Source organism: Sphingobium sp. TomTYG46, assembly GCF_055396345.1.
The window spans coordinates 1,005,365-1,028,276 of record NZ_AP027324.1 but is presented as its reverse complement, the minus strand read 5'-3'; the positions used below and the strand labels follow the sequence as shown (position 1 = coordinate 1,028,276).

Annotated in this window: 25 protein-coding genes; 12 read left to right on the top strand and 13 right to left on the bottom strand. The window is 60.6% G+C overall.

What is annotated here, in order from left to right:
• The first annotated feature begins 194 nt into the window (after nt 1-194).
• The 4 genes from eno (at nt 195) to ACZ5YV_RS05225 (ending at nt 4,419) form a co-directional block, all read left to right on the top strand.
• Complete coding sequence (gene eno, locus ACZ5YV_RS05240; protein ID WP_464788875.1) at nt 195-1,469, top strand: phosphopyruvate hydratase; 1,275 nt, start codon at nt 195-197, stop codon at nt 1,467-1,469.
• Nucleotides 1,470-1,544: 75 nt separating this feature from the next.
• Nucleotides 1,545-1,856 (top strand): FtsB family cell division protein, encoded by a 312-nt coding sequence (locus ACZ5YV_RS05235; protein WP_464788874.1) that lies wholly within the window; start codon nt 1,545-1,547, stop codon nt 1,854-1,856.
• 110 nt (nt 1,857-1,966) lie between these two features.
• Nucleotides 1,967-3,040, top strand: a complete 1,074-nt coding sequence (gene pdhA, locus ACZ5YV_RS05230; protein WP_464788873.1) for a pyruvate dehydrogenase (acetyl-transferring) E1 component subunit alpha — start codon at nt 1,967-1,969, stop codon at nt 3,038-3,040.
• Nucleotides 3,040-4,419, top strand: coding sequence for a pyruvate dehydrogenase complex E1 component subunit beta (locus ACZ5YV_RS05225; RefSeq protein WP_464788872.1), 1,380 nt, complete (start codon nt 3,040-3,042; stop codon nt 4,417-4,419). Before pdhA ends, ACZ5YV_RS05225 begins: the two co-directional genes overlap by 1 nt.
• A gap of 99 nt (nt 4,420-4,518) precedes the next feature.
• Here ACZ5YV_RS05225 and ACZ5YV_RS05220 read toward each other — a convergent pair whose 3' ends face one another.
• Nucleotides 4,519-4,665: a hypothetical protein gene (locus ACZ5YV_RS05220; RefSeq protein ID WP_460987977.1), complete on the bottom strand. Its 147-nt coding sequence runs from the start codon at nt 4,663-4,665 to the stop codon at nt 4,519-4,521.
• A gap of 122 nt (nt 4,666-4,787) precedes the next feature.
• Between ACZ5YV_RS05220 and ACZ5YV_RS05215 the strand changes: the two genes are divergently transcribed.
• On the top strand, nt 4,788-5,432 hold the full coding sequence (locus ACZ5YV_RS05215; protein ID WP_464788871.1) for a hypothetical protein: 645 nt from the start codon (nt 4,788-4,790) through the stop codon (nt 5,430-5,432).
• 11 nt (nt 5,433-5,443) lie between these two features.
• Entirely contained in the window at nt 5,444-5,908 is a 465-nt protein-coding gene (locus tag ACZ5YV_RS05210) for an EF-hand domain-containing protein (protein WP_464788870.1), read from the top strand.
• 12 nt (nt 5,909-5,920) lie between these two features.
• Here ACZ5YV_RS05210 and trmFO read toward each other — a convergent pair whose 3' ends face one another.
• Nucleotides 5,921-7,273 (bottom strand): methylenetetrahydrofolate--tRNA-(uracil(54)-C(5))-methyltransferase (FADH(2)-oxidizing) TrmFO, encoded by a 1,353-nt coding sequence (trmFO, locus tag ACZ5YV_RS05205; protein ID WP_464788869.1) that lies wholly within the window; start codon nt 7,271-7,273, stop codon nt 5,921-5,923.
• Nucleotides 7,274-7,335: 62 nt separating this feature from the next.
• Here trmFO and ACZ5YV_RS05200 point away from each other — a divergent pair, with 62 nt between their 5' ends.
• Nucleotides 7,336-7,752, top strand: coding sequence for a VOC family protein (locus ACZ5YV_RS05200; RefSeq protein ID WP_464788868.1), 417 nt, complete (start codon nt 7,336-7,338; stop codon nt 7,750-7,752).
• 53 nt (nt 7,753-7,805) lie between these two features.
• Here ACZ5YV_RS05200 and leuA read toward each other — a convergent pair whose 3' ends face one another.
• Nucleotides 7,806-9,476, bottom strand: coding sequence for a 2-isopropylmalate synthase (gene leuA, locus ACZ5YV_RS05195; RefSeq protein ID WP_464788867.1), 1,671 nt, complete (start codon nt 9,474-9,476; stop codon nt 7,806-7,808).
• 301 nt (nt 9,477-9,777) lie between these two features.
• Here leuA and ACZ5YV_RS05190 point away from each other — a divergent pair, with 301 nt between their 5' ends.
• Nucleotides 9,778-10,344: a DUF1993 domain-containing protein gene (locus ACZ5YV_RS05190; RefSeq protein ID WP_464788866.1), complete on the top strand. Its 567-nt coding sequence runs from the start codon at nt 9,778-9,780 to the stop codon at nt 10,342-10,344.
• A gap of 100 nt (nt 10,345-10,444) precedes the next feature.
• Here ACZ5YV_RS05190 and ACZ5YV_RS05185 read toward each other — a convergent pair whose 3' ends face one another.
• The 7 genes from ACZ5YV_RS05185 to miaA all read right to left on the bottom strand — a co-directional run bounded on the left by ACZ5YV_RS05185 (nt 10,445) and on the right by miaA (nt 17,086).
• Complete coding sequence (locus ACZ5YV_RS05185; RefSeq protein WP_464788865.1) at nt 10,445-11,068, bottom strand: YceI family protein; 624 nt, start codon at nt 11,066-11,068, stop codon at nt 10,445-10,447.
• 103 nt (nt 11,069-11,171) lie between these two features.
• On the bottom strand, nt 11,172-12,176 hold the full coding sequence (locus ACZ5YV_RS05180) for a glycosyltransferase (RefSeq protein ID WP_464789153.1): 1,005 nt from the start codon (nt 12,174-12,176) through the stop codon (nt 11,172-11,174).
• Nucleotides 12,177-12,186: 10 nt separating this feature from the next.
• Nucleotides 12,187-13,206, bottom strand: coding sequence for a ketol-acid reductoisomerase (ilvC, locus tag ACZ5YV_RS05175; RefSeq protein ID WP_066523990.1), 1,020 nt, complete (start codon nt 13,204-13,206; stop codon nt 12,187-12,189).
• Nucleotides 13,207-13,415: 209 nt separating this feature from the next.
• Nucleotides 13,416-13,931, bottom strand: a complete 516-nt coding sequence (gene ilvN / locus ACZ5YV_RS05170; protein WP_464779639.1) for an acetolactate synthase small subunit — start codon at nt 13,929-13,931, stop codon at nt 13,416-13,418.
• The gene (locus tag ACZ5YV_RS05165) at nt 13,931-14,281 is read right to left on the bottom strand and encodes a hypothetical protein (protein ID WP_464779638.1); all 351 of its coding nucleotides are present in this window, start codon (nt 14,279-14,281) and stop codon (nt 13,931-13,933) included. The genes ilvN and ACZ5YV_RS05165 overlap by 1 nt, the downstream gene beginning before the upstream one ends.
• Nucleotides 14,282-14,291: 10 nt before the next feature.
• Nucleotides 14,292-16,040: an acetolactate synthase 3 large subunit gene (locus ACZ5YV_RS05160; protein ID WP_464788864.1), complete on the bottom strand. Its 1,749-nt coding sequence runs from the start codon at nt 16,038-16,040 to the stop codon at nt 14,292-14,294.
• Between the two features lie 101 nt (nt 16,041-16,141).
• Complete coding sequence (gene miaA, locus ACZ5YV_RS05155) at nt 16,142-17,086, bottom strand: tRNA (adenosine(37)-N6)-dimethylallyltransferase MiaA (RefSeq protein WP_464788863.1); 945 nt, start codon at nt 17,084-17,086, stop codon at nt 16,142-16,144.
• Here miaA and serB point away from each other — a divergent pair.
• On the top strand, nt 17,085-17,963 hold the full coding sequence (gene serB / locus ACZ5YV_RS05150) for a phosphoserine phosphatase SerB (protein ID WP_464788862.1): 879 nt from the start codon (nt 17,085-17,087) through the stop codon (nt 17,961-17,963). The two genes, miaA and serB, sit on opposite strands and share 2 nt — an antisense overlap.
• Nucleotides 17,964-17,998: 35 nt before the next feature.
• Here the strand turns inward: serB and ACZ5YV_RS05145 are convergent, their stop codons facing one another.
• Nucleotides 17,999-18,760: a MauE/DoxX family redox-associated membrane protein gene (locus tag ACZ5YV_RS05145; protein ID WP_464788861.1), complete on the bottom strand. Its 762-nt coding sequence runs from the start codon at nt 18,758-18,760 to the stop codon at nt 17,999-18,001.
• 71 nt (nt 18,761-18,831) lie between these two features.
• Between ACZ5YV_RS05145 and ACZ5YV_RS05140 the strand changes: the two genes are divergently transcribed.
• A complete protein-coding gene (locus ACZ5YV_RS05140; protein ID WP_464788860.1) occupies nt 18,832-19,230 on the top strand; it encodes a MerR family transcriptional regulator in 399 nt (132 codons plus the stop codon).
• Nucleotides 19,231-19,249: 19 nt separating this feature from the next.
• On the opposite strand, the gene ruvX is transcribed toward ACZ5YV_RS05140, so the two are convergent.
• Both ruvX and ACZ5YV_RS05130 read right to left on the bottom strand, forming a co-directional pair.
• Nucleotides 19,250-19,723, bottom strand: a complete 474-nt coding sequence (gene ruvX / locus ACZ5YV_RS05135; protein ID WP_464788859.1) for a Holliday junction resolvase RuvX — start codon at nt 19,721-19,723, stop codon at nt 19,250-19,252.
• Nucleotides 19,720-20,838 carry a DUF3089 domain-containing protein gene (locus ACZ5YV_RS05130; RefSeq protein WP_464788858.1) on the bottom strand — a complete coding sequence of 373 codons (1,119 nt, stop codon included), beginning with the start codon at nt 20,836-20,838 and terminating at the stop codon, nt 19,720-19,722. Before ACZ5YV_RS05130 ends, ruvX begins: the two co-directional genes overlap by 4 nt.
• A gap of 126 nt (nt 20,839-20,964) precedes the next feature.
• Between ACZ5YV_RS05130 and gatC the strand changes: the two genes are divergently transcribed.
• The gene (gatC, locus tag ACZ5YV_RS05125) at nt 20,965-21,252 is read left to right on the top strand and encodes an Asp-tRNA(Asn)/Glu-tRNA(Gln) amidotransferase subunit GatC (RefSeq protein ID WP_196226230.1); all 288 of its coding nucleotides are present in this window, start codon (nt 20,965-20,967) and stop codon (nt 21,250-21,252) included.
• A 98-nt stretch (nt 21,253-21,350) separates the two neighbouring features.
• Nucleotides 21,351-22,835 (top strand): Asp-tRNA(Asn)/Glu-tRNA(Gln) amidotransferase subunit GatA, encoded by a 1,485-nt coding sequence (gatA, locus tag ACZ5YV_RS05120; protein ID WP_464788857.1) that lies wholly within the window; start codon nt 21,351-21,353, stop codon nt 22,833-22,835.
• The last annotated feature ends 77 nt before the right edge of the window (nt 22,836-22,912 follow it).

Sequence of the window (22,912 nt, the reverse complement as noted above, 5' to 3'; positions counted from 1 at the left end):
AGATTTTGTGGGGTCGCGATGCGGGCGAATGGATATCCGTCCTCAATGCTCGCGGCGGGCCACAGTTCCGTTGCCGTTACTAATTTGAGCATCGGCATTTTTCGAGTCCATGCAAGCCCTGCATTGCTAATCCTGAAGGCGCTGTCTAAGCGGGGCGCGATTTCAAGGCGCATTGCAGCATTCAGGGAGCGACCATGACCGCCATTCTCGACATCCACGCTCGTCAGATCCTCGATAGCCGGGGCAATCCCACTGTCGAAGTCGATGTCATGCTGGAAGATGGCAGCTTTGGTCGCGCGGCGGTTCCCTCCGGCGCTTCGACTGGCGCCTATGAGGCGGTCGAAAAGCGGGACGGCGACAAGAGCAAATATCTCGGCAAGGGCGTGCTGGCAGCAGTGGCGGCCGTCAATGATGAGATTGCCGAACAACTGATCGGCCTTGATGCGGAAGATCAGGCAGAGGTCGATGCGACGATGATCGCGCTCGACGGTACGGAAAATAAAGGGCGTCTGGGCGCGAACGCCATTCTGGGTGTCAGCTTGGCCACAGCGAAGGCCGCTGCCGATGCTCGGGGTCTGCCGCTCTATCGTTATGTCGGCGGCGTCTCGGCTCATGTCCTCCCGGTGCCGATGATGAACATCATCAACGGCGGCGAACATGCCGATAATCCGATCGACTTCCAGGAATTCATGATTATGCCCGTCGGCGCGGAAAGCATCGCCGATGCGGTTCGCATTGGTGCGGAAATCTTCCACACGCTCAAGAAGGGGCTTCATGACAAGGGGCTCGCCACTTCGGTCGGTGACGAAGGCGGCTTTGCACCCAACATCGCCTCCACGCGTGACGCGCTCGACTTCATCATGCTGTCCGTGGAAAAGGCAGGGTACAAGCCCGGCGATGACGTGGTGTTGGCGCTGGACTGCGCCGCAACGGAGTTCTTCAAGAACGGCAAATATGAAATCTCCGGCGAGGGCTTGTCGCTGAACCCGGTCGAAATGGCCGATTATCTGGCTGCGCTCTGTGCCGACTATCCGATCAAGTCGATCGAAGACGGCATGAGCGAGGATGATTTCGAAGGCTGGAAGGCGCTGACCGACAAGATCGGCGGCAAGGTGCAGCTGGTTGGCGACGATTTGTTCGTGACCAATCCCAAGCGTCTGGAGATGGGGATCGGCAAGGGTCTTGCCAACTCGCTGCTGGTGAAGGTGAACCAGATCGGTTCGCTGACCGAGACGCTGGCGGCAGTCGATATGGCTCACCGCGCGCGCTACACTGCTGTCATGTCGCACCGTTCCGGCGAAACCGAGGACGCAACTATCGCCGACCTCGCGGTGGCTACCAATTGCGGTCAGATCAAGACAGGATCGCTGGCGCGGTCGGATCGGCTTGCCAAATATAATCAGTTGATCCGCATCGAAGAGGAACTGGGTGACGTCGCAGTCTACGCCGGCCGTTCCATCTTCCGCTAAATTCATTTCAACAACCGGCCGCAAGTTAACCAGTTTTTGCTTGCGGCCGGCTCCGGCCTGTGATTCAACTGTTCCATGGCGCACATCGCGAAGCTCCGCATGTTGTTATTTTCGGCGTTCGGGCCTGCTATTGCGGTTCTGCTGTTGCTGTTCTTTGCCGGATATGTCGTGCTTGGTTCGAACGGGGTTCTTGCGTGGGGGGATTATACTCGCCAGCTAAACCGTTCGCAGGCCGAACTTAAGTCGGTTGAAGCGCAACGGAATGAGCTTCGCAACCGCGTTGACCTGCTCAACCCGCGCCGCGTCGATCCCGACTTGAGCGACGAATTGATCCGTCGGCAACTCGGTGTGATCCACCATGACGAAGTAATCGTGCCGCTCAACTGAGCCGCAACGTCGCATGGCACTATTAGGCGGGCTGTGGCGTTGCAATCCGGGCCGGTCTGCCGCTATATCGGGCTTCCTTCCATCCATCACCAGGCAAAAGGATAAGAGCCTTGGCGAAACCAACGACGCCGCGTCCTTCGCGTGCAAAGGCAAAGGCACAAAGCCCTGCCAGCGCGGATCACAACCGGCCTCGCCCCGAAACTCCTTCGGATTACAAGGCCACGAAGGAAGAGTTGCTGGAATTCTATCGGCAGATGGTCCTCATCCGCCGCTTCGAGGAAAAGGCGGGCCAGCTTTACGGCCTCGGCCTGATCGGCGGCTTTTGTCACCTTTACATAGGCCAGGAAGCTGTAGCCGTCGGCATCCAATCCGCGCTCAAGCCTGGTAAAGACAGCGTTATCACCGGTTATCGCGACCACGGCCATATGCTCGCCTACGGGATTGATCCCAATGTCATCATGGCTGAACTGACGGGCCGTGAAGCTGGCATTTCGCGTGGCAAGGGCGGTTCGATGCACATGTTCAGCGTCGAGCATAAATTTTTCGGCGGACATGGCATTGTGGGCGCTCAGGTGTCGCTGGGTGCGGGCCTCGGTTTCGCGCATAAATATAATGGTGACGGCGGTGTCTGCGTTGCCTATTTCGGCGACGGGGCTGCCAACCAGGGGCAGGTGTACGAAAGCTTCAACATGGCCGAGCTGTGGAAGCTGCCGATCATCTTCGTGATTGAGAATAACCAGTACGCCATGGGCACGAGCGTCAATCGCTCCTCGGCGGAAGATCAGCTTTATCGTCGCGGCGAAAGCTTCCGCATTCCCGGCATCCAGGTCAACGGTATGGATGTGCTCGCTGTGCGCGGTGCCACGGAAGAAGCTCTCAAATGGGTGCAAGGGGGTAATGGCCCGATCCTGCTGGAGATGAAGACCTATCGCTATCGCGGCCACTCCATGTCCGACCCTGCCAAATATCGCTCGCGCGAGGAAGTGCAGGCGATGCGGGACAAATCTGACCCGATCGAGGGCGCAAAGAAATATCTGACCGACGCCGGGGTGAGTGAAGACGAACTCAAGAAGATCGATCAGGACATTCGCAAGGTCGTGAGCGATGCGGCGGACTTCGCCGAAACCTCGCCCGAACCGGACGTGTCCGAACTCTATACCGACGTGCTGGTGGAGCAATATTAATGGGTATCGAAATCAAGATGCCGGCGCTCTCTCCCACGATGGAGGAAGGCACGCTGGCCAAGTGGCTTGTGAAGGAAGGCGACGAAGTCCGTTCTGGCGACATTCTTGCCGAAATCGAAACAGACAAGGCGACCATGGAATTTGAAGCGGTCGATGAAGGAAAGATCGGCGCGATCGTCATTCCTGAAGGCACCGAAGGGGTGAAGGTGGGCACTGTCATCGCCACGATGGCGGGTGAGGGCGGTGAAGTTGCTGCTCCCAAGGCTGAGGCGAGTGCGCCCCCGGCAAAGTCCGAAGCTGCTCCCGAAGCACCCAAGAAGGCGGAGAGCGGTACAGCCAAACTCGCGTCGGAAGCGAAGGCCAGTGTTGCTGACCCTGCTCTTCCCGAAGGCACCGAATATGTGAAGACGACTGTCCGCGAAGCACTCCGCGACGCCATGGCCGAAGAAATGCGTGCCGATGAGCGCGTTTTCGTGATGGGCGAAGAAGTCGCCGAATATCAGGGCGCCTATAAGGTCACGCAGGGCCTTCTCGAAGAATTTGGCGACCGACGGGTTATCGATACCCCGATCACCGAATATGGTTTTGCAGGCATTGGTGCTGGCGCAGCGATGGGCGGTCTGCGTCCCGTGGTCGAGTTCATGACGTTCAACTTCGCCATGCAGGCGATCGACCACATCATCAACTCGGCGGCCAAGACCAATTATATGTCCGGCGGCCAGATGCGCTGTCCGATCGTGTTCCGTGGCCCCAATGGCGCCGCGAGCCGTGTAGGCGCCCAGCATAGCCAGAATTATGCTCCCTGGTATGCGGCTGTCCCTGGGCTGATCGTCATTGCTCCCTATGACGCTGCCGATGCCAAGGGCTTGCTGAAAGCAGCGATCCGGTCAGAAGATCCGGTGGTCTTCCTTGAAAATGAGCTTGTCTACGGCCGCAGCTTCGATGTGCCCAAGGTCGACGATTATGTTCTGCCGATCGGCAAGGCCCGCATCATGCGCGCTGGCAAGGACGTGACGTTGGTCAGCTACTCGATCGGCGTGGGCGTCGCGCTGGAAGCTGCCGAACAACTGGCGGCAGAAGGTGTTGATGCCGAAGTCATCGACCTGCGCACCCTACGCCCGCTCGATACGGCAACTGTGCTGGAAAGCCTAAAAAAGACCAACCGCATCGTGGTGGTCGAGGAAGGCTGGCCTGTCTGCTCCATCGCCTCCGAAATTGCGGCGGTCGTGATGGAACAGGGCTTCGACGACCTGGATGCCCCGGTACTACGCGTAACGAACGAAGACGTGCCGCTGCCCTACGCCGCGAACCTTGAGAAGGCGGCGCTCATCGACGCGGCTCGGGTGGTCGCTACGGTCAAGAAGGTATGTTATCGATGAAGGGCGAGAGGAGCGGCGTCGAGCCGCTCCTCTCCTTTCTCCAGAAAATCGATCCCTTACGAATATTGATTAGGCCGATAGTCAGTCGCACATGATTGCCTAGATGCTCCCGGCTGAGATCAGCAGCACGCCGGTGATCGCTGCAAACGGTATCGTTGCAGCAGCCACAATCGGCAGCGCGTTACCTGCCTGGTTGTGATAGAGCCGCATTAAAATGAACAGCGCGCGCTTGATCCTGTCTCTCATATTGGCTCTCACCCATCTTCATCGCCCCACCCAACCGGGTACGTGCTGCTTGAAATGATGAAGTATCAATATCCGAGAACTGATTAAAATGCCGATAAACTCTAGCGGCCGGTATATGCTTCATGAATGACCAGGTGGAAGATCGGCCCTCGATATTAGCGACGTTACTTAGCTCTTATGCGGGGCGTGACATTTCGCGCCACCGCTTGCTGTGGACGTTGGACGTGCGTCTTGGTCGTGTCGTCGCTACCACGACAGAACCGATGATCGGTCAGCTACGGCTCGCATGGTGGCAGGAAGCGTTGACCGATGCAGTGGGCGTGAAGGGCAGGGGTGATCCGCTGGTCGATGCGTTACGTGCGGCTGGCGAAGCTCCACCAGCGGGCCTGACAGCATGGCTTGATGGCTGGGAAGCGCTCATCGCCGACGATGATCTGGATGCTTATGCAATCGGAAGAGGGGGAGGGTTGTTCCAATCGCTGGCGGGTGAAGCAGAAGTCCCGGATTGGCTGATCCAGGCAGGGGCCGCATGGGCGCTTTGGGATTTTTCAGGTCATGTCAGCAGCCCTGATCTCGCCGCCAAGGCGATTGATCTTGCCCGGCACAAGCTTTTTTCATGCGATCCGGTCTGGCCCGGATCATGGCGGCCAATGCGGATTGCCTATGGCCTGGCGCAAGAGGACATCAGATGGGCTAAGGCTGCTCCTAACCGGTTGACTCCCGGCCTATATCTTCGGCTATTGCGCGTCGCGCTCAGTGCGCGTTGAGGGGGAATTTCGTGGGACGTATCATGGCTGGCGCGGGGGCTGCGCTGCTTCTTGTGGCGGCGGGGCTTTTCTGGTGGCAAGGACGCGCGGCCAGCAGCGCGGTGCCTGAGGCCATAGTCGCTCCACCGCCGCCGCCTGCAATAGAAGCATGGCCAGAGGGAAATCCCGACGCCGTTGGCAAAGCACCTCCCTCACCCGGGGAGGCTAGTCCGCAAAGCCGCGAGCAAAAGCGCTTCGGCCGCTATGACCGGAACCGTGACGGCTTTATCACCCGGGTCGAGATGCTGGGCAGCCGGGTCAAGGCGTTCAAGGCGCTCGACAAGGACAAGGACAACCTCCTTTCCTTTGAGGAATGGGCGGTCGCCACATCGGATCGGTTTTCCGACGCGGATGCTAATGCGGACGGCAAGCTGACCCCTGTTGAATTTGCAACGACCGCGCCCAAGCGAACGGCGAAACCGAAATGCCGTTGCTGAGCTAGAGGGCGATCAGCTCATTTCAAACTGACTAAACCACTGCGACAAGGAAGCGCGGGCGCGAGTAGTATAAGCCTCCTTGCGCTGCTTCTTCTTCACGTCATCTAGTGGCGGGAAAAGCCCGAAATTCACGTTCATCGGCTGATAGTCAGCCGTCGCAATATTGCCCGTGACATGACCCAGCAATGCGCCAAGCGCCGTGTCGCCCGGCGGGGGAGGCATGTGCTGGCCAAGCAGTTCGGCGGCGGCAAAACGCCCGGCCAGCAGGCCAATGGCTGCACTTTCGACATATCCTTCGCACCCGGTCATCTGGCCTGCGAAGCGGATGTGCGGCGCGTTTTTCAGGCGCAGGGTCGCGTCCAGCAGTTTGGGGCTCTGGATGAAGGTGTTGCGGTGTAGCCCACCCAACCGCGCAAACTCGGCTTTCTCCAGTCCGGGAATAGTGCGGAACAGTTCGACCTGCGCGCCATGCTTGAGCTTTGTCTGGAACCCAACCATGTTCCACAGCGTGCCCGACGCATTGTCCTGCCTCAGTTGGACGACGGCATAGGGCCAGCGGCCGGTGCGCGGATCGTCGAGTCCCATTGGCTTCATCGGGCCGTGCCGCAACGTTTCGGGGCCTCGGGACGCCATCACCTCAATTGGCATGCAGCCTTCGAAATAAGGCGTGTTCGTTTCCCACTCCTTGAACTCAGTTTTTTCGCCGTCGAGCAGCCCCTGCACAAATGCCTGATATTGGTCCTTCGTCATCGGGCAGTTGATATAATCCTTGCCCTCGCCACCGCCGGGGCCGATTTTGTCCCAGCGATTGGCCATCCAGCATTTGTCCATATCGATGCTGTCGAAGTGCACAACGGGCGCGATCGCGTCGAAAAAGGCTAAGTGATCCATGCCCGCCGCAGCGCCGATACTCTCCGCGAGCGCTGGTGCGGTCAGCGGCCCGGTGGCGACGATGGTCATCCCTTCGCGCGGCAACTGATCGATACGCTCCCGCACAATCTCAACATTGGGATGATCAGACAGGGCGCGGGTGACGCCATCGGAAAACACATTCCGATCGACGGCCAAGGCCGATCCGGCAGGGACCTTGGCGGGTTCAGCCTGCGCCATGATGAGCGAATCCAGTCGTCGCATTTCCTGATGCAGCAGGCCAACGGCATTTTTGTCCGCATCGTCCGACCGGAAACTGTTGGAGCAGACGAGTTCGGCAAGGCCGTCCGTCTGGTGCGCCGGGGTCATGTCGCCACCACCCCGCATTTCCGACAGGCGCACTTTCACGCCAGCCTGCGCCAGTTGCCAGGCGGCTTCCGACCCCGCCAGCCCTCCACCGATAATATGCACCTGATGTTCTGTCGTTTCGCCCATTTGTCTGTCCATGCGTTGGTGGCTGGCGTTTAGGTCAATTGGCGGCAAAAGGAGAGCGCAAAATGATCGACCATATCGGCATCGCCGTAAGTGACGCGGGACGGTCGCGCGACTTTTACGACGAACTGCTTGGCGCGATTGGGCTGCGGCGTTTGGTGACCATCCCGGCGGCGGACAATGAGCGCGGTGGTGAGACGCACGGCTATGGCCGGGACGACGACGCCTTCTTCTGGATCGGCGACAATGAAAGGGTGGGTGAGGGCACTCACGTCGCCTTTCGCGTCGAAAACCGGGCGCAGGTTCACGCCTTCCACGCAGCGGGCCTGCGCGCTGGTGGGCGCGACCATGGCGCGCCGGGCCTCAGGCCGCATTACGGGCCAAGCTACTATGCCGCCTTCATTCTGGACCCGGATGGCATCAACGTGGAAGCCGTTTGTCATGCAGAGGTCGATTTAAGCGCGGCAGAGAATATCTCTTAAACCCTGTTGCAGGCAGCGCTCGCGGTGGTGAGCCGCTGTCTGCATTCTATCGATCAGCTGGCTGCAACACTGTTGGCGGCGGACAACACGGCCTGCACCGAGGCGGTCGCGATGTCCGTATCGGTGCCGATGCCGAAGACCGTGCGGCCGTCGGGCGTGCGGCATTCGACATAGGCGGCAGCGGCGACGTCAGTCCCGGCCCCGATCGCATGTTCGCTATAGTCCGCAACCTCCAGATCGACGCCCAGATCGTCGCGTAGCGCGGCCAGAACCGAGGAGATGAGGCCGTTGCCGCGCCCGGAGATGGACCGTTCGCCGCCCTTATGCGCAATCTTGCCCGTGAAGATGCGGTCGCCCGCATGGCCGGTCTCATTATAATCGATCAGCGTGTAGGGCTGATCGCCGGAGAGGCGGTAATGATCCTCGAACGCGGTCCAGATATCGGCGGCGTTCAGTTCGCGGCTCGTCTGGTCGGCCAGCGCCTGCACGACGCGGGAGAAGTCGGCCTGCATGCGCTTGGGCAGCTTCAGCCCCTTGTCCTGCTGCAACACCCAAGCAACGCCGCCCTTGCCCGACTGGCTGTTCACGCGGATCACGGCTTCATAGTCGCGGCCCAAATCCTTGGGATCGATCGGCAGATAGGGCACGTCCCAAATCTGGTCATTGCGGGTTTCCTGAACGGCGAAACCCTTCTTGATCGCGTCCTGATGCGAGCCGGAGAAGGCGGTGAACACCAGTTCGCCCGCATAGGGATGACGCGGATGCACCGGCAATTGGTTGCAATATTCGACGGTCTGAATGACCTCGTCGATGTCGGAAAAATCCAGCCCCGGATTGACACCCTGCGTGTACATGTTGAGCGCGACGGTCACCAGATCGCAGTTGCCCGTGCGCTCGCCATTGCCGAACAGGCAGCCTTCGACACGATCCGCGCCCGCCATCAGGCCCAACTCGGCCGCAGCGACGCCTGTGCCGCGGTCATTATGCGTGTGCAGAGAGATGACGACGCTGTCGCGCTTGGAAATGTTGCGGCACATCCATTCGATCTGGTCGGCATAGATGTTCGGCGTCGCAGCTTCTACCGTGGCGGGCAGGTTCAGGATCAGAGGGCGTTCCGCCGTGGGCTGGAGAATTTCCATCACGGCTTCACAGCATTCCAGGCTGAAATCCAGCTCGGCGGTGGAGAAGGTTTCCGGCGAATATTCGAAATGCCAGTCGGTATCCGGCTGAGCCGCCGCATTGTCGCGCAGCAGCTTGGCCGCGTTGATCGCGATTTCCTTGATCTGGGGCCGGTCCATCTGGAACACGATGTTGCGCCATGCGGGCGACACGGCGTTATAGACATGGACGATCGCCTGCTTCGCGCCACGCAGGCTTTCGAAGGTAGTGGCGATCAGGTCATCGCGGGCTTGCGTCAGCACCTGCGGGAATACATCGTCAGGGATCGCGCCGTCGCGGACCAGACCGGAGATGAAGTCGAACTCGGTCGCGCCCGCGCTGGGGAAGCCGACCTCGATCTCCTTGACGCCGACCCGGACCAGCAGGTCGAAGAAGCGGCGCTTCTTTTCCGCGTTCATCGGGTCGATCAGCGACTGATTGCCGTCGCGCATGTCGGTCGACAGCCAACGCGGCGGCGAGGTTATGACGGCGCTCGGCCACTGGCGGTTGGGCAGGTCCACTTGCGGGAAGGGACGGTATTTCTGCGAAGGGTCGGTCAGCATCATGGGAAGCTACTTCTTTGCAAACGGGCGGCCCCTATTTGAAACAAAGGCGCGGCCTGCCCGGTGGAACGACTATCTGCTTGGGTATGCCCTTAGGCGGATTGCTGCGTCATTCAAGCGAAGAGCAGCAGAAATGCCACGCCTAAGGGCGTGTAAGTCGTAGCAGGGGAAGAAGCGCGCGCTGCATGATGTGCCTGCCTTAACCGTTTTCGTGGCTCCGCGTCCAGCTTTTGTTGTGGAAGGCGTTTGGAAGAAGGTTCATTTACCTCGTCATCACAATGATCCATCCCATCGCGAGGCCCGTATGTCCCTGACCAACCTCCTTATACCGACCTACAGCCAGATGCTGAAAACCCTCTCTGGCTGGCTCGACAAGGCTGAAGGGCAAATGGGTGGCGATGCGGCCAACGCGCTTCTGTCCGCGTGCCTTGCTCCCGACATGTTTCCGCTGTCCACCCAGATCCGGTTCGCTTGTGCGCAGGCTTGGGAAGGCGTGTTTCGGCTAAAGGGAGAGGAGTTTCCCATATCGATCCAGGCTCTTCTGGATGAGGGCCGGAACGCGGAGGAAAATCCCGGCTCGATCGCCAGCGCAAAGGCCAGAATTGATGAGACGCTTGCTCTGCTGGACGATCTTGCTCCGGATGCGCTTGACGCCGACCCGCAAAGCCCGATCGAACACGCATTGCCGATGGGTATCATTTTCGATCTCACGGCCGAGCAATATGCTCGCGACTGGACGTTGCCCCAATTCTACTTCCACGTCATGACCGCCTACGCAATCTTGCGCAACCAGGGGGTGGAGTTGGGCAAAGCGGATTACATCGCGCACATGTTCCCATATTTGCGTCCGGGCACAATGCCGACCGGCTAAGCCCATGGCCACGCCGGGCGGCTACGCCGGTCCCAGGTCGGATACGATCTATTCCGGGAACGGCCCGGGTGATGACGGCTCATCACCCGGACCTGACAGCTTACTTCTGAAAAGCGGCGACGATCTTCAGTTCTACATTATCGCCGACCATCGGGACGCCGTAACCCATATTGAAGTCGCTCCGCTTGACCGTTGTGGTCGCGACGAACCCGACATTTTCCTTGCCGCCTGCCATGGCCGGAGCCTTGCCCGCGCCGTAGAAATCCGCATCGAGCGTCACCGGCTTGGTGACACCCTTGATCGTGAGGTTTCCGGTGATCTCTGCGCCGGTGGCACCATCGGGCTTCACGCTTGTGGAGACGAATGTCGCCTTTGGAAATTTGGCGCTGTCGAAAAAGTCCGACTTCATCAGATGTTCGTCAAGCGCAGGAATGCCGGTGCGGACATTGGCAATGGGGACTTCGATCGATACCTTCGCAGCGGCCACATTTTTGGGGTCCAGAGACAGTGTGCCGACCGGGCCGGAAATGATGCCGAAATTATTGGAGAAGCCCATATGGTCATAGGCGAATGCGACCTGGGTGTGCCCCGGATCAACCTGATAGGTGCCGCCGGTCACGCGGGACGGGTCCTTTGCGCCGGGCGCGGCGGGCATCTGCTGGGCGATGACGGCGCCGCCGGTCAGGGCGGCAAGGGCGGCTAGGGGCAATATCAATTTCCGCATTGAATTATCTCCAATATTCCGGCGTGCGGGCGGAAGGTAGTTGATATGCCGGAACGGTCCAATGCCTAATAATGGAAACGCTTCGTTCGCGCTTCTTATGAGGTCAGGGGCAGGGAGGACAGGAGGTCCTCAGTTCCTTCATTCGACCATATAAATCGAAATGCTCGAACACCGCGCGGATCTGATTTCTGGTCGTTTTTCCCGATCCAGCGTGGTTTTTGTGCCTGAGTGCGACCGACTGGCTACCGTGGAGGCAATGATGGCGCGGGGTTAGTCCCAGGCTGGTCGTGGCGACCGGCACGCCTTTCAGCAGCGCCATCGCCTTGAACCACACATCATCCTCGGTCGGGCAAAGTGTGCGGAAGAGGTCAATGTCGAACACCCGGTCGTCCATGCAGCCGGGAGGATAAAGAATGCCGCTGGTGCCATAGGCGAACAGGTCATATCCAACATTGCTGACCCCGGCGGAAATTTCGATTTCCCGTTCCATGATCTTGGGCGTCAGCAGCTTTCCTGCCTTGGCTTTCATGACCTTGCCGGTAACGCCGAAGCGAAGCTGACGAACCCAATTGCCAATGATGGCGCCCGGCACCTTGTCCGAGGTCCGAAGTAGGGTTTCGACCGAATGAGGCGGGTAGTAGAAATCATCGTCGAAAGTGGTGATGAAATTCTGCGGAAATTCGCGCAAGGCATAGAGCAGCTTGGTATGCGGTCCCACGTCCGGCACGAAATTGATGCGCAGGCCGTAGCGTTCCAAGCGACGCAGCGATTCTGGCATGTCATCGGATGACAGTTCGTCCGAAAGCCAAAGTTCGATGCGTTCCGGCCGCACGGTTTGGAGCAGCATGGATTGAATGGCGAGACCGACCGCGGGCAGACGGTCGCGCGTCGTCGTGACGCTGCCGATTAAACCGGGCCGAACAGTACCGGGCAAGGGGCGTCCGTCGAGTAGCCATGCTGCCTGCCGCGCGTCCTGATTAATTGTCAGATTGGCGACATATTCGATCATCCGCCGGTTTACGCGGCTGAAATAAAGGAATGCGGCGCCGATCCCAAGGATCAGCGCCGCAAACATTATGACCGTACTCGTTACGAGAAAAGCGGGCATGTCCGTCAAATCAGTTCTTTTCCTTGTCCACCAGCTTGTTCGCGCCGATCCAGGGCATCATGGCGCGCAGCTTGGCGCCGGTTTCCTCGATCGGGTGACGCTGGGCGGCGAGGCGGCTGGCCTTGAGCTCGGGCTGGCCGGCGCGGTTGTCGAGCACGAAGTCCTTCACGAAGCGGCCCGACTGGATGTCGGCGAGGACGCGCTTCATTTCCTTCTTCGTTTCTTCGGTGATGATGCGCGGGCCGGTCTTGATATCGCCATATTCGGCGGTGTTCGAGATCGAATAGCGCATGTTGGCGATGCCGCCTTCATACATCAGATCGACGATTAGCTTCAGTTCGTGGAGGCACTCGAAATAGGCCATTTCGGGCGCGTAACCAGCTTCCACCAGCGTTTCGAAGCCCGCCTGGACCAGCGCGGTCGCGCCGCCGCACAGCACGGCCTGCTCGCCGAACAGGTCGGTTTCGCATTCCTCGCGGAAGTTGGTTTCGATGATGCCGCTGCGGCCGCCGCCGACGCCCGAAGCATAGGACAGAGCGATGTCATGGGCGTTACCGGTCGCGTCCTGCGCGATGGCGATCAGGCAGGGCACGCCGCCGCCGCGCTGATATTCGCTGCGAACGGTGTGGCCGGGGCCTTTGGGCGCGATCATGATCACGTCCACGTCCTTGCGGGGTTCGATCAGGCCGAAATGAACGTTGAGGCCATGGGCGAAGGCGAGCGCCGCGCCGGGCTTCAGGTTCGCGTGAATGTCGTCAGCATAGATGGCGGCCTGATGCTCGTCGGGGGCGAGGATCATGAGGACGTCGGCCCATGCGGCGGCTTCGGCGTTCGGCAGCACCTTGAAACCTGCGCCTTCCGCCTTCTTGGCGCTGGCAGAGCCGGGGCGGAGCGCAATGGCGACTTCGGCAACGCCGCTGTCGCGCAGGTTCTGGGCGTGGGCGTGGCCCTGCGAGCCGTAGCCGAGAATGGCGACCTTCTTGCCCTTGATGAGGCCGATGTCGGCGTCGCGATCGTAATAAACCTTCATGTTTCCAATTCCCTCAATACCGTCGCCACTTTTCCTCTCTCCGGCACGGGGAGAGGATACGAAATCTCGGTTCGGCGGAAGCCGGACCTAGATGAAGTTGGAGAGGGGGCTTTGCTCCCGTGAGGGCGCTGGCCCCTCTCCCGCTGCGACTAGGCGGCGAGCCGCCAAGTCTCGCTGCCCTCTCCCCTGCAGGGGAGAGGGAAAGTCTATCAGTTCGGCTCCTTGCCGCGGATCAGGCCGACGACCCCGGTGCGGCCTACTTCGACCAGCCCTATCTGGCGCATCAGGCCGACGAAATTGTCGATCTTGTCTGTCGTGCCGGTGATCTCGAAGATGAAGCTTTCGATCGTCGTGTCCACCACCTTGGCGCGGAACACGTCGGCAAGGCGTAGCGCCTCGATCCGATCCTCACCAGTGCCCGAAACCTTGACCAGCGCCAGTTCGCGCTCGACGAAGGGGCCGTTGGCGGTCAGGTCCGTCACCTTGTGAACGGGCACCAAGCGATCGAGCTGGGCGATGATCTGGTCGATCACCTTGGGCGGGCCGTTGGTGACGATGGTGATGCGGCTGATCGCATGATCATGCGTGATGTCCGCCACCGTCAAGCTGTCGATATTATATCCGCGCGCAGTGAAAAGCCCGGCGATGCGAGCAAGGATACCCGCCTCGTTGGTGACCGTCAGCGACAGGACGTGCCGCTCGCTATATTCTTCCTGAATGTGCATCAGATGTTCGTTCCGTTGTCCGGTTCTTTTTCGCGCTCATGGCGCTCGGAGATCATGCCCGTAAAGGCGTAGTGCCAGCTGCCATCGTCGCGATGAGCAATGCGAACGGGAAACCCCGCGATCGCATCGAACATGCGGCTCAGATGTTCGCCCACATAACGCGGGCTGATCAGCAGGCGGCCGATCCGGCGTTCGTGAAAATCGAAGCCCTCATCCAGGTGAACTTCCCAATCTTCATTCTCCGGGTCGCTATGGTCCACGGTCCAGCCTTTCAGCTCGGCCGTGCCGCTCATCCGTTCGAAGTCAAAGGGTTCGCTCACATGGATGCGGAGCTTCAGATGCCCAGTCACGCCATAGCCCTCACACCAATGCCTTTGCCTCGTCCGACATGATGCCAGCGATCTGGTTGGGATCGAGCAGCATGTCGGTATGCGCCGCGCCCGACGGGATCATCGGGAAGCAGTTGGAAAGCTTCGCCACGCGGCAGTCCACGATGACAGGGCCGGATGTGTCGATCATCTGACGAATGCCCGCCGCCAGTTCCTGCGGCCCTTCGATGCGGATGCCGGTCCAGCCATAAGCTTCGGCCAGCTTCACGAAATCGGGCAGGCTGTCCGAATAGCTGTTGGAATAACGGCTTTCATAGGTCAGTTCCTGCCACTGGCGGACCATACCCATATATTCGTTATTGAGGATCAGCACCTTCACCGGCAGCCGGTATTGGCTGGCGGTTCCCATCTCCTGAATGTTCATCTGGATAGACGCGTCACCCGCGACGCAGACGACCAGGCTGTCGGGATTGCCGACCTGCGCGCCGATCGCGGCAGGGAAGCCATAGCCCATGGTGCCGAGACCGCCTGAAGTCAGCCACTTGTTCGGCTCTTCAAAACCGAAATGCTGCGCAGCCCACATCTGGTGCTGCCCCACTTCGGTCGTGATGATGACGTCATCGGCCGACTTCGAAGCCCGATAGAGCTCCGCGATCGCCTCCTGCGGCATGATCTCTTCTCGGCTCTCCGGATAGGCAAGGCTGTTACGCGCGCGCCAACCTTCGATCCTGGCCCACCATTCGCTGAGGTCCGCAGCCTTGTGCCCCTGCGTTTTCCACACCGCGATCATGTCAGTCAGTGCGTTGCCAACGTCAGCAATGACCGGAAGGTCGATCTCCACCGTCTTGTTGATCGAGCTGCGGTCGATGTCGATGTGGATTTTCTTGCTGTTCGGCGCGAACGCGTCGAGGCGGCCGGTGACGCGATCGTCAAATCGCGCACCGATGCAGACGATCAGGTCCGCCTTGTTCATCGCCCAATTGGCTTCATACGTGCCATGCATGCCCAACATGCCCAGCCATTGCGGCGAAGATGCAGGGAAGGCGCCCAGACCCATCAGGGTCGAGGTGACAGGCGCACCAGTCAGCTCCGCCAGCTCACGCAGCAGGATCGAAGCCTTGGGACCCGAATTGATGACTCCGCCGCCAGTGTAGAAGACCGGTCGCTCTGCCTTGGCCAGCATTTCGACGGCCTGAGCGATCGCAGACGCATCCGCCTTCGTTTGCGGCTTATAACTGGCATGCTCAAAGCCAAGCGGACGGGCATAGGGCGCGGTGGCGACCTGCACGTCCTTGGGAATATCGACGACGACCGGACCGGGGCGCCCGGTGGTGGCGATATGAAAGGCTTCGTGGATGACGCTCGCCAGCTTGGCGGGCTTCTTCACCAGATAATTATGCTTTGAACAATGGCGCGTGATGCCGACCGTGTCAGCTTCCTGGAAGGCGTCAGTGCCGATCAGTGGCGTGCCGACCTGCCCGGTGATGACGACCATCGGGATGGAATCCATCAGCGCATCGGTAATGCCGGTGACCGCATTGGTCGCGCCGGGGCCGGACGTGACGAGAACGACGCCGGGCTTGCCGGTCGATCGGGCATAGCCTTCCGCCATATGGGTCGCGCCCTGTTCGTGGCGGACAAGGACGTGGCGGATCTTCGGATGATCGAAAAGTGCGTCATAAATGGGCAGCACCGCGCCGCCCGGATAACCAAACACGACTTCAACCCCGAGGTCGATCAGGCACTCAACCAAAATGTCCGCGCCGCTCTTTTCGGCCACGATGAAATCCTTCCACTGGATGCAGGTTGCGCCCTCTGCTCCAGATAAGGAGCGAAGGCAAGGTGGACGCCTCTATTAGACATAAAATGGCCAGTCAATAGCTATTGACGTAATTTAATTACGATTTCAGACGCAAAATTGTCATGAAAGTGGTGCGTTTCCCTGGGCCAGCTGGCCGGTGGCTGGCGCGAAAACCATGTATATTGGCGTTTCGCATATTGCCGGGTCGCAATCCGGCCGCGATCCATCATCGTCTCCCGGTCAATATCACCGGCAAGCCAGCCCGCAATTTCAGGCACGCCGATCGCGCGCATGACGGGAAGATCGGACGAGAGATTGCGCGAGAGGAGCGCTTCCACTTCGGTCACGGCGCCACACTCGACCATCTGCTCGAAGCGTTGGTCGCAACGTGCGATCAACCAATCGCGCGGGGGCAGCAGGATAAGTGGTGAAAGGCGGATATGTTCGCTGATGCCTCCCACCTTTTGCCGTTGCCAATAGGCGAGCGGCTGGCTTGTCGAACGCACCACTTCCAATGCACGAGCTACCCTTGTGCTATCGGCAGGCGCCAGCCGCGCGGCAGCTGCCGGGTCCTCGCTCAACAAAGCGGCATGGGCGTCCGCGACGGGCATGGCACGGACAGCGGAACGGATCGCGGGATCGATGTCAGGCACCGGAGCGATTCCATCAAGCAGTGTGCGCAGGTAAAGCCCCGTGCCACCGACCAGAATGGGCAAGCGTCCTTCCTCATGCGCCTGACCGATCTCCTCGCGCGCTTCTGCCGCCCAGCGCGCAGCCGTACAGGCTTCCGCCCCGTCGATATGGCCGAAAAGGCGGTGCGGGATGTCACCCATCTCCTCACGGCTCGGGCGCGCGGAAAGGATCTGGAGATCGGCATATACCTGGCTGGCGTCTGCATTGATGACCGTTCCGTTGGCCGCTTGAGCCAGCCGGAGTGCCAGCGCACTCTTGCCGCTGGCGGTAGGCCCGGCAATAAGCGCGACGCTGGGGCGGGATTCGCCCATAGATGTTTCAGGAGTGTCCATGTTCGTCGCAACCTTAGTGGCAAGTGCGGCCTTGAGTCAGCGGGATATTGAAGAGGCCGTGGCTCGGCTGGCGACGGCTGGCTGCGCGCCGGTGGATAGCAAGTGGTTGGATGAGGGCAAGGCTGCCGATATTTTCTTCGGCGGTGATCCCTTGTTGGCACGCGCGGCGCTAACCGGGATCGGCGACAGGATCGATGTCATCGTTCAGCTTGCCGAGGGTCGCGAGAAGAAGCTGCTGATAGCCGACATGGACTCCACGATGATCACGGTCGAGTGCATCGACGAACTCGCCGATTATGCGGGCATCAAGCCGCAGATCGCCGACATCACCGAACGCGCCATGCGTGGTGAGCTCGACTTTGCAGGCGCGCTGCATGAGCGCGTCGCTTTGCTCAAGGGCCTCGCCGATGAAGCCATTGACCGGTGCCGGACAGAGCGCGTGAAGATCATGCCGGGCGCGGGAGCACTTGTCCGTACAATGAAGGCGAGGGGAGCCGAAACCCTCCTCGTGTCCGGCGGCTTCACCCGCTTCACCGGACCCGTGGCGGAGGAAATCGGGTTTGATCGTGCGGTGGCGAATGTTCTGGAGATTGCTAACGGAGCGCTGGTGGGCACGGTAACGCTGCCGATCGTCGACGCGTCCCGCAAGCGTGCGGAACTGGAAGCCGCAATCGAGTCAGGCATTGATCGCGCATTGACGCTTGCAGTAGGTGACGGCGCCAACGACATACCTATGATCCAGGGCGCGGGGCTTGGCGTTGCCTATCATGCCAAACCCAAGACGCGGGAGGCAGCCGCTGCGGAGATCGTACATGGCGACCTCTCGGTACTTCTGTATGCGCAGGGCATCTCTTCGTCAGAATGGGTCCAGGCGTAGTCGCTTTCCGACAGCGATCGGGATGGCATCTGCGGTCAGATACGAACAAGCATCCACAACGCCATCGCGACCATCATGATATTTTCCGTCAGGGAGACGAACCCCAACGGCACGTTACTGCCGCCGCCGACGCACGCGCATTTCAGTTCCCGCTTGTCGATATAGACGGCCTTGAACACGGAAATCCCACCAATGCCGCCGATGAACAGCGCCACGGGGATGGAAAGCCAAGGCAGAAGACCGGTCAACATCAGCACGCCCGCGCCAAGCTCCAGAAACGGATACGCCTTTCCATAAGGCACATACCGGCGGGCGAGCAGGTCGTAGTTCAGGAACATGGTGGCGAACCGGTCCACATCCTGCAGCTTCAGCATCGCGAGCAGCATCATGGTGACAGCGATGAAACTTTCGACGGTCATGACACTTATCAGCGGCATCGCGGTCAGCCAACTGATCGCAAATGCCAACAGCGCGCCCACCCCAAAGACAGCGAGGACCGGGATATAGCTGGTGGCTGACGGATCAGCGACTGTCAGGCCGAAGAAGCGGAGCAGATCGTCATGGCCGCCGATCCGTTGGCCATCGATGAAGATTTGCGGCGTCGTCCTGACGTCGTGTGCCTGTTTGAACGCGTCCGTTTCCTCGCGGCTCGTGAGCCAGTGATCCTCCACATCATAACCCTTGTGCCGCAATAGCCAGCGCGCCTTGAGGCCATAGGGACAGATATGGCCGGGCATCACCATCCGATAGAGGACAGCCTTTCGTGGCCGGGCGGTTGCTGCTGTTGCGCTCGTCATGTCATCGCTTTCTCTTGGACAATATCGCTCTGGCCCCCATATGGGTTCCGTACCATGGTCCGGAGTCAAGCATGACGATGACGATTTCTGGTCTGGCGCGCGCTGGTGGCGTGGGCGTGGAGACCGTTCGCTTCTATCAGCGGCGCGGATTACTGGAGACGCCGGATCGAGGCAGCAGCGGGCTGACGCGGGGCGTCCGTCATTATGATGATCAGGATGTTCGACGTTTGAAGTTCGTCCGCTCGGCGCAGGCGGCGGGGTTCACACTGGACCAGATAGGCGAGCTTTTACGGCTGGACGCCGGACAGGACAGGGCGCGTGCCAGGGAACTGGCGGCTGGGCAATTGGCTGCGCTGGACATGAAGATCGCCGAACTCCAGGCGGCGCGCGATTCGTTGAGACGGCTCGCCAGTGCATGTCACGCATCCGATGAGGGGCCTTGTCCCATCATCTCGGCTTTCGAGGGATAGTTGCTCCTTCGAACGGCGATCAAAACCCGGCCATCAACCCGTCAATCGCCCCTTGCAGAATATAGCTCGCCGCCAGCTTGTCGACCAACTCGCCTCGGCGCGCACGACTGGCATCTGCCTCCAGCAAGGTGCGCGTCACCGCCTGCGTCGACCAGCGTTCGTCCCACAACAGGATCGGCAGGCCAAGATCCGCGATATTGCGGGCAAAGGCACGGCTTGCCTGGCTGCGTGGACTCTCGCTACCATCGAGATTGAGCGGTAGGCCGATGACGACGCCCTTCACCTGCTGCTGCTCCATGAAAGCGGCGAGCGCGATCTTGTCCTTGCTGAACTTCCCGCGCGATACGGTGTGCGCCGGGCTCGCGATGGACCAGCCGGCGTCGCACAAAGCCAGCCCGATTGTTTTCGTACCAACATCCATGCCGAGCAGGCGGCCACCATAGGGCAGCGCCTCACGGAAGGCCGCGCGGTCGGTGGTGAGCAGCGTGCTCATTTCTTCAGGAAACTCGCCAGCCGCTGGCGCGCATCTTCCCGAACGTCACCCCAGAACAGGCCATAGTCATAGACGTGATAATTATTGCCCGGCAGCGTGAATGGCCCCATGTCCACCGGCTCCCCGATCATCAATATGCCTCTGCTATCACACCGGGCTGGAACTACGCCCTTCAGCAGGCGCGACGCTTTGCCTTCATCCCGGCTGTCGATCGTGCCGAGATTGGCGCTTGCCGGAGCGGCCCCGTTGAAGGTGCCGGTGATGGGATTGGTGCAGAGCATGTGCGTGCCCTTGCGAGGGCGACCCGTAAATCCCGGCTTGCGCTCAAAGCTTTCCACCATCGGAGCCGGATCAGCAGGCTCGGCATAGCTTTGCCAGCTGACAATGCACCGCGGCTGATCGCGCCGGGCGCAGGCGGGCAGGCCGAGGGCGGGCAAATCCGCCTCCACGGAGACCGGCCAGCCAACGGCATAAACGGCCACGACGCGGGAAGCGACAGGCGTCCCCGCAACCTGATCGCGCAGCAACTGGAGCAGGTGCCGCGACCCTTGGCTATGCCCTGCAAGGATCAGCGGGCCGGTCGGGTTCGCCTTCAGAAACGCCGCAAAGGCCTGGCCCACATCGCGATAGGCCGCCGCCAGAGCCTGTTCGCCAGCAGGCTTGTCGGTGAGGAATGCGCCATAATTGGCCTGCCGATAGCGGGGCACCCAGACATCGCCGACCGCGTTGAAAGCGCTCGCCTGCCCCTGAACGAAGCGTCGCGCAGTCGTCAGCGCATCCTTGTCGTCCAGCCGCATGTTCCAATGCGCGCCGCCGAAAGCGGTGATGTAGGAAGTCGGATGGATGAAGAAGACAGCCGCCTTCTGGGTGACCGCTTCATCCTTCTGTCCGGCGGGTTTCCACAGAGCCGGATTGCCTTGCGCGATGTCTGGCCGGGCGATCCACATCCTGGGATCATCATAGGCGTTGGCCGGAAGTGGTGCGATCGGGGTGAAGGCTTCTCGGGGCACCATGACCGCGCGGATCAGCTGCATCCCCCAGGTGCGGTAAACCAGCAATGCCGCAAGGACCAGCACGATAAGGCTGGCGACGACATAGAGGAACTTGCGGGCCAATGCTTTGCTCTCCGCCGATCGCCAGGACCCCCATGGCCTGCGTCGAACGGCGCCTGTCTGGCGCAGGCACCCCTCATGCGCAAGTGCGGACTTGAAGCGGACGTGAGCGGGTGGTAGCGGCGGCCCATGTCGATAGACCTTCAGACCGTAAAGAAGATCGCCAGCCTTTCGCGCATTTCGGTGACCGAAGCCGAAGCCGAGGCGATGGTGCCTGAACTCAACAACATCCTCGGCTGGGTGGAGCAGTTGGGCGAGGTGGATGTGACCGGCGTAGAGCCGATGACGGCCGTCATCCCCAACAAGCTGCGCCTGCGCGAGGACGCCGTGACCGACGGCAATGTTCGGGACAAGGTGCTGGCGAATGCCCCGCAGGCCGAACATGGCTTTTTCGCGGTCCCTAAAGTCATTGAATAACATCTGTTATTCCGTTCGCCCTGAGCTTGTCGAAGGGCTCTACTTCTCTTCAAGAAAGGGCTGGGCTTCGAACGGCTCAGTCCGACCGGGGAAAGAGTTTGACTGATCTTACCGATCTTACAGTAGCCGAAATCCGCGACGGTTTCCGCGCGGGCGACTTTTCCGCGCGCGAAGTGGCCGAAGCGTTCAACGCTAATGTCGCTGCGGCCAAGGCACTGAACGCCTTCATCGTGGAAACGCCGGAAAAGGCGCTGGCATCCGCCGATGCCGCCGACAAGGCAAAGGCTGCGGGCGAAGCGCTCAAGCCGCTGTCGGGCGTGCCGATCGGCATGAAGGACCTGTTCTGCACCGAAGGCGTGCAGACGACCGCCGCCAGCCACATGCTGGAAGGCTTCACGCCGACCTATGAATCAACTGTCTCCAAAAAACTGTGGGACGCGGGGGCGGGGATGCTGGGCAAGCTCAACCTCGACCAGTTTGCCATGGGTTCATCCAACGAGACCAGCTATTTCGGCAACGTGATTTCGCCTTGGCGGCGGGGCGGTGGCGATAATGCTGCGCTGGCGCCGGGTGGTTCCTCAGGCGGTTCCTCGGCGGCGATCTCCGCGCGGCTCTGCCCGGCAGCGACCGGCACCGATACCGGCGGTTCCATCCGTCAGCCTGCCGCCTTTACCGGCATCAGCGGTATCAAGCCGACCTATGGCCGTTGTTCGCGCTGGGGCATCGTGGCCTTCGCAAGCTCGCTCGACCAGGCCGGGCCGATGGCGCGGACGGTGCGCGACAATGCGATCCTGCTGGAAACGATGGCGGGCTTCGATCCCAAGGATTCGACCTCGCTTGATCTGGAAGTGCCGCAGTGGGAAGCCAACCTGACGAGCAGCCTCAAGGGCAAGAAGGTCGGTATCCCTAAGGAATATCGACCCGATGGCCTGAACGCGGAAATCTCCGCCATGTGGGATCGCGGCATCGAATGGCTGAAGGACGCGGGCGCAGAGGTCGTGGAGGTATCGCTTCCCCACACCAAATATGCGCTGCCAACCTATTATATCATCGCGCCTGCCGAGGCTTCCTCGAACCTCGCCCGCTATGACGGCGTGCGCTACGGCCAACGCGACCTTCCCGATGGAGCGGGCCTCCAGGACATGTATGCCGCCACCCGCGCCTTGGGGTTCGGGCCGGAGGTCAAGCGCCGCATCATGATCGGCACCTATGTGCTCTCGGCGGGCTTCTACGACGCATATTATACGCAAGCGCAGAAGGTGCGGGCGCTGATCGCGCGCGACTTCGAACAGGCTTTCGAGAAGTGCGACCTGCTGCTGACGCCGACCGCGCCGAGCGCCTCCTTCGCGCTGGGGGAGAAGCAGGCCGATCCGCTGGCCATGTATCTGAACGACGTCTTCACCGTGCCTGCCTCGCTCGCTGGCTTGCCCGCGATGGCTGTGCCGGGTGGTCTGGACTCGCAGGGTTTGCCACTGGGGCTCCAGATCATCGGCAAGGCGCTGGACGAGCAAACCGTGCTGAACGCAGGCTTGGCGATCGAAGAGCGGGCTGGGTTCACTGCGCAGCCGGAGAAGTGGTGGTAAACAGTCCCGTCATGCCAGCGCAGGCTGGCATCTCAGGCGACGTTGAACAACATACGAGAAAGATCCCAGCTTCCGCT

What these genes read in the sequence shown, in the direction of transcription:
- eno (WP_464788875.1), top strand. Translation starts at nt 195, where the DNA reads ATGACCGCCATTCTCGACATCCACGCTCGTCAGATCCTCGATAGCCGG.
- ACZ5YV_RS05235 (WP_464788874.1), top strand. Translation starts at nt 1,545, where the DNA reads ATGGCGCACATCGCGAAGCTCCGCATGTTGTTATTTTCGGCGTTCGGG.
- ACZ5YV_RS05225 (WP_464788872.1), top strand. Translation starts at nt 3,040, where the DNA reads ATGGGTATCGAAATCAAGATGCCGGCGCTCTCTCCCACGATGGAGGAA.
- ACZ5YV_RS05220 (WP_460987977.1), bottom strand. Translation starts at nt 4,665, where the DNA reads ATGAGAGACAGGATCAAGCGCGCGCTGTTCATTTTAATGCGGCTCTAT.
- ACZ5YV_RS05215 (WP_464788871.1), top strand. Translation starts at nt 4,788, where the DNA reads ATGAATGACCAGGTGGAAGATCGGCCCTCGATATTAGCGACGTTACTT.
- trmFO (WP_464788869.1), bottom strand. Translation starts at nt 7,273, where the DNA reads ATGGGCGAAACGACAGAACATCAGGTGCATATTATCGGTGGAGGGCTG.
- ACZ5YV_RS05200 (WP_464788868.1), top strand. Translation starts at nt 7,336, where the DNA reads ATGATCGACCATATCGGCATCGCCGTAAGTGACGCGGGACGGTCGCGC.
- leuA (WP_464788867.1), bottom strand. Translation starts at nt 9,476, where the DNA reads ATGATGCTGACCGACCCTTCGCAGAAATACCGTCCCTTCCCGCAAGTG.
- ACZ5YV_RS05190 (WP_464788866.1), top strand. Translation starts at nt 9,778, where the DNA reads ATGTCCCTGACCAACCTCCTTATACCGACCTACAGCCAGATGCTGAAA.
- ACZ5YV_RS05185 (WP_464788865.1), bottom strand. Translation starts at nt 11,068, where the DNA reads ATGCGGAAATTGATATTGCCCCTAGCCGCCCTTGCCGCCCTGACCGGC.
- ACZ5YV_RS05180 (WP_464789153.1), bottom strand. Translation starts at nt 12,176, where the DNA reads ATGCCCGCTTTTCTCGTAACGAGTACGGTCATAATGTTTGCGGCGCTG.
- ilvC (WP_066523990.1), bottom strand. Translation starts at nt 13,206, where the DNA reads ATGAAGGTTTATTACGATCGCGACGCCGACATCGGCCTCATCAAGGGC.
- ilvN (WP_464779639.1), bottom strand. Translation starts at nt 13,931, where the DNA reads ATGCACATTCAGGAAGAATATAGCGAGCGGCACGTCCTGTCGCTGACG.
- serB (WP_464788862.1), top strand. Translation starts at nt 17,085, where the DNA reads ATGTTCGTCGCAACCTTAGTGGCAAGTGCGGCCTTGAGTCAGCGGGAT.
- miaA (WP_464788863.1), bottom strand. Translation starts at nt 17,086, where the DNA reads ATGGACACTCCTGAAACATCTATGGGCGAATCCCGCCCCAGCGTCGCG.
- ACZ5YV_RS05145 (WP_464788861.1), bottom strand. Translation starts at nt 18,760, where the DNA reads ATGACGAGCGCAACAGCAGCAACCGCCCGGCCACGAAAGGCTGTCCTC.
- ACZ5YV_RS05140 (WP_464788860.1), top strand. Translation starts at nt 18,832, where the DNA reads ATGACGATGACGATTTCTGGTCTGGCGCGCGCTGGTGGCGTGGGCGTG.
- ruvX (WP_464788859.1), bottom strand. Translation starts at nt 19,723, where the DNA reads ATGAGCACGCTGCTCACCACCGACCGCGCGGCCTTCCGTGAGGCGCTG.
- gatC (WP_196226230.1), top strand. Translation starts at nt 20,965, where the DNA reads ATGTCGATAGACCTTCAGACCGTAAAGAAGATCGCCAGCCTTTCGCGC.